Genomic DNA, 4,656 nt, shown 5'->3' on the forward strand with positions numbered 1-4,656 from the left:
GGGCGGGGCACGCCTCGACCCGGCGCCGCTCCCCGCGCCCCGCCGGACGGAGCCGCCCGGGACGGCCCGGTCAGCCGCCGGCGTGCGCCACCCCGGCGGCGAGGTGCAGCCGGGTGAACGCCAGTGCCTCCGCCAGGTCCGCCTCCCGCTCGTCGCCGGAGACCGCCCGCCGGGTGTTCACCTCCACCACCACGTGGCCGCTGAAGCCGGTGGTGCCGAGGCGCTCCAGCAGCTCGCCGCAGGGCTGGCTGCCACGCCCCGGCACCAGGTGCTCGTCCTTGGCCGTGCCCGTGCCGTCGGCGATGTGGACGTGCGCCAGCCGGTCACCCATCCGCTCCGCCATCGCCAGGGTGTCCACCCGCGCCGTCGCGGTGTGCGAGGTGTCCAGCGTGAAGTGGCGGTAGTCGTCCTCGGTCGGGTCCCAGCCGGGGGAGTACGCGGGCATCTCGCGCCTGCGGTACCGCCACGGGTACATGTTCTCCACCGCGATCCGCACGTCGGTGTCGTCGGCCATCCGGCGCACCCCGGCGACGAACTCCCTGGCATAGGCGCGCTGCCACCGGAACGGCGGATGCACCACCACCGTGTCCGCTCCCAGCCGCTCCGCGGCCGACCGGGACCGGCGGAGCTTCACCCACGGGTCGGTCGACCACACCCGCTGGGTGATCAGCAGGCAGGGGGCGTGGATCGCGAGCACGGGAACGTCGTGACGGTCCGAGAGCCGTGCCAACTCGTCCACGTCCTGGCTCACCGGGTCGGTCCACACCATCACCTCGACCCCGTCGTACCCCAGCCGCGCCGCCGTCTCGAAGGCGGCTGCGGTGTTCTCCGGGTAGACGGAGGCGGTCGACAGGCCGACCCGGGTCGGCGGTAGCGCTGCTTCAGGCATAACGCGCCCCAGCGTAGACGCTGCCGCCGACGCACCGCCGGACGCGGACCACGACGTGCTTGACCCCGCAGCCGTCCCGGCGCACGATGCGGACGTGAGCGACGAACCGGGAGCGAACCGGTCAGAACCGCCCCGGCGCGGCCTCGCCGGCGGCCGGGACCGGCCCCCGGCCGCCGATCCCGCCACGCCCGCCGCCGTCGAGGCCCTGGGGCTGACCGTCGTCCGCGGTGGGCGCTCCGTCCTCCACGACGTCGCCCTCACCGTCGCCGCCGGGGCCGTCACCGGACTGCTCGGCCCCTCCGGCTGCGGCAAGACCACCCTGCTGCGGTCCGTGGTCGGCACCCAGGCGCGGGTGCGCGGCCGGCTCCGGGTGCTCGGCCTGCCCGCCGGCGACCCCGGACTGCGCTCCCGCATCGGCTACGTCACCCAGGAACCCTCCGTCTACCGGGACCTGACCATCCGGCAGAACCTCGACTACTACGCGGCGGTGCTCGGCGTGCCCCGACGACACCGCGCGGCCGAGGTCGAGCGCGTCCTCGGCGACGTCGACCTGCTGGACCGGGCCGGGGCGCTCACCGCCGACCTCTCCGGCGGCCAGCTGTCCCGCGCCTCGCTCGCCGTCGCCCTCCTCGGGCGCCCCGAACTGCTCGTCCTGGACGAACCGACCGTCGGGCTCGACCCGGTGCTGCGCCGGGACCTGTGGCGCCTCTTCCACCGGCTCGCCGACCGGCACGGCGTCACCCTGCTCGTCTCCTCCCACGTCATGGACGAGGCCGACCGCTGCGACCGGCTGCTGCTGATGCGGGAGGGCCGCGTCCTGGCGGACGACACGCCGGACGGCCTCCGCCGGGCCACGGGCGCGACGACCGTCGAGAACGCCTTCCTGCACCTCGTCGAATCCGGCTCCGAGGAATCCGAGGAGAGAGGCCCCCGGTGACACCGCCTCCCCCCGCCACCCCCGACGGCACCGCACCCGCGCTCCGGGCGCGACCGGTCCGGCACGACAGCACCGCCGCCCACCTGGCACGGACCACCGCCACCGCGCGGCGCGTACTGCGGCAGCTGGCCCACGACCCCCGGACCGTCGCGCTGCTGCTGCTCGTCCCGGTCCTGCTGCTGATCCTGCTCCGCTACGTCTTCGACGCCGACCGCACCGGCTTCAGCCGCATCGGAGCCTCGCTGCTCGGTGTGTTCCCCCTCGTCACCATGTTCCTGGTGACCTCCATCGCGACCCTGCGCGAACGCTCCGGCGGCACCCTGGAACGGCTGCTCACCATGCCGCTCGCACGGGGCGACCTCGTTGCCGGCTACGCCCTCGCCTTCGGCGGACTCGCCGTCGTCCAGGCAGCGTTGGCCACCGGTGCCGCCGTCCTCGTCCTCGACTTGCGACTCGCCGGGTCGCCCTGGCTGCTGCTGGTCGTCGCCGTCCTCAACGCCCTGCTGGGCATGGCACTCGGCCTCTTCGTCTCGGCGTTCGCCGCCACCGAGTTCCAGGCGGTGCAGTTCTTCCCGGCCGTGATCGTCCCGCAGATCCTGCTCTGCGGCCTCTTCGTCCCCAGGGACAGCATGCAGCCGGTCCTCTCGGCGGTCTCGGACGTGCTGCCGCTCTCCTACTCCGTGGACGGCATGACGGAGGTCGTCGCCCACCCGGGCGTCACCGCGAACTACGTCCGGGACGTGATCGTCGTCGCGGCCGTCGCAGCCGCGGTGCTGGCACTGGGCGCTGCGACGCTCCGCCGCCGCACCCCCTGACCGTGGCCCGACCACCGTCACCCGCCCCTCGCCCGAGCCCGTCGTCGCGTCGCCCGTGCCCTCGCCCGGGGCCCGTCGCCCCGGCCCGCGGTGCTCAGGCCGCGCGCATCCGGTCCAGCCTCCGCAGGATCACACCCTCACGCAGCGCCCACGGGCAGATCTCCATCGACGTGACCCCGAACAGGTCCATCGCCGCCTCGGCCACCACCGCGCCGGCGACCAACTGGTGCGCCCGGCCCTCCGAGACCCCCGGCAGCAGCGCCCGCTCCCGCGTCGGCAGGGCCGCCAGCTTCGGCGTCCACGAACGCAACGCGTCCGCCGCCAGGTGCCTCGGCACGTACTGGCCCTCCGAACTCCGGGCCGCGCCCGTCAGCCGAGCCAGCTGCTTCAACGTCTTGGAGGTGCCCACCACCCGGTCCGGCTCCCCGACCCTGGTGAACTCACCCACCACCTGCGCGATCTCCGAACGCACCGACCGCCGCAGTGCCCGCACGTCCCCCGGGTCCGGCGGGTCGCCCGGCAACCGGCCTGAGGTCAACCGCCCCGCCCCCAGCGGCAACGACACCGCCACGCCCGGCTCCTCGTCCGTGCCGAACGCGATCTCCAGCGAGCCCCCGCCGATGTCCACCATCAGCAGCCGCCCCGCCGACCACCCCAGCCAGCGCCGCGCCGCCAGGAACGTCAACCGCGCCTCGTCCGCCCCGGAGAGCACCTGGAGCGTGACGCCGGTCGCCGCCTCGACCCGCCGCAGTACCTCGTCCGCGTTGGTGGCGTCCCGCACCGCCGACGTCGCGAACGGCAGCAACTCCGCGACGCCCCGGTCCTCCGCCACCGTCAACGCGTCGTGGACCGTGGTGATCAGCCGGTCTATCCCGTCACCACCGATGGCGCCCGAGGAGTCCAGCAGCTCGGCGAGGCGCAGCTCCGCCTTGTGGGAGTAGGCGGGCAACGGGCGGGCGCCGGGGTGCGCGTCGACGACCAGTAGATGGACCGTATTCGATCCCACATCGAGAACACCTAGTCTCATGGGCCGCCACGCTACTCCTTCCCCGTACCCTGGCGGTGTGACATCGACGAATCGGGCAAAGCTCGGCAAAAGACGGAAAGCCCGAGGCCAGGGCGTTGACGAGACCGTCGCCACGCCTCCCGCCCCGGTCCAGCTCGACGGCGCCCGCCGCCGCGCCGCCGGCGACGAAGTAGGGCTCGACTTCCCCCGCGCCTGGGTCGAGTTCTCCGACCCCGCCGACGCCGAGCAGGTCTTCCGCTGCGACCTCACCTGGCTGACGTCCGGTTGGAACTGCGTCTTCGGCCGCGGCTGCCAGGGCATCCGCGCCGGGCGCGCGAGTGACGGCTGCTGCACGCTGGGCGCGCATTTCTCCGACGAGGACGACGAGAAGCGCGTCGCGCACCACGCCGCCCGGCTCACCCCCGAGACCTGGCAGTACCACGCGGAGGGCACCGGCGAGGACGGCTTCGTCGGCCTCGACGACGACGGCGAACGCCAGACCCGCCGCGTGGACGGCGCCTGCCTCTTCCTCAACCGGCCCGGCTTCCCCGGCGGCGAGGGCTGCGCCCTGCACACCCTCGCCCTTGCCGAGGGACGCGAGCCGCTGGAGACCAAGCCGGACGTCTGCTGGCAGCTCCCGGTGCGCCGCACCTACGAGTGGGTCGAGCAGCCGGACGGCGAGGAGCAGCTGATCGTCTCCATCGGCGAGTACGACCGCCGAGGCTGGGGCCCCGGCGGGCACGACCTGCACTGGTGGTGCACCGGCGCGCCCTCGGCCCACGGCGCGGAGCGGCCCGTGTACCTCTCCTATGCCCCCGAACTCGTCGAACTGATGGGCAAAGAGGGGTACGAGGTCCTGGTCGGGCTCTGCGAAGCGCGCCTGGCGGCCACCGCGCCCCCCGGGCTACCGGAAGGCGCCCGCCCGCTCCCGCTGCTCGCCCCGCACCCGGCGGACGCACCGGCCCGCGGCTGCGGTTCCGGCTGCGGCTGACCCCGCGCGGCCGGGCGC

5 protein-coding genes are annotated in these 4,656 nt (G+C 74.5%); 3 read left to right on the top strand and 2 right to left on the bottom strand.

Annotation, left to right across the window (positions count from 1 at the left end):
- Positions 1-70: 70 nt before the first annotated feature.
- Positions 71-889, bottom strand: coding sequence for a sugar phosphate isomerase/epimerase family protein (locus HCJ92_RS22325; protein WP_167935413.1), 819 nt, complete (start codon positions 887-889; stop codon positions 71-73).
- A 94-nt stretch (positions 890-983) separates the two neighbouring features.
- Between HCJ92_RS22325 and HCJ92_RS22330 the strand changes: the two genes are divergently transcribed.
- Both HCJ92_RS22330 and HCJ92_RS22335 read left to right on the top strand, forming a co-directional pair.
- Positions 984-1,826: an ABC transporter ATP-binding protein gene (locus tag HCJ92_RS22330; protein WP_167935414.1), complete on the top strand. Its 843-nt coding sequence runs from the start codon at positions 984-986 to the stop codon at positions 1,824-1,826.
- Positions 1,823-2,641 carry an ABC transporter permease gene (locus tag HCJ92_RS22335; RefSeq protein ID WP_167935415.1) on the top strand — a complete coding sequence of 273 codons (819 nt, stop codon included), beginning with the start codon at positions 1,823-1,825 and terminating at the stop codon, positions 2,639-2,641. Before HCJ92_RS22330 ends, HCJ92_RS22335 begins: the two co-directional genes overlap by 4 nt.
- Positions 2,642-2,735: 94 nt before the next feature.
- Here the strand turns inward: HCJ92_RS22335 and HCJ92_RS22340 are convergent, their stop codons facing one another.
- The gene (locus HCJ92_RS22340; protein WP_167935416.1) at positions 2,736-3,668 is read right to left on the bottom strand and encodes a Ppx/GppA family phosphatase; all 933 of its coding nucleotides are present in this window, start codon (positions 3,666-3,668) and stop codon (positions 2,736-2,738) included.
- Positions 3,669-3,705: 37 nt separating this feature from the next.
- Between HCJ92_RS22340 and HCJ92_RS22345 the strand changes: the two genes are divergently transcribed.
- On the top strand, positions 3,706-4,638 hold the full coding sequence (locus HCJ92_RS22345; protein WP_338054327.1) for a DUF3109 family protein: 933 nt from the start codon (positions 3,706-3,708) through the stop codon (positions 4,636-4,638).
- The last annotated feature ends 18 nt before the right edge of the window (positions 4,639-4,656 follow it).

Origin of the sequence: Streptomyces spiramenti (assembly GCF_012034385.1) — a bacterium.
GTDB lineage: Bacteria > Actinomycetota > Actinomycetes > Streptomycetales > Streptomycetaceae > Streptomyces > Streptomyces spiramenti.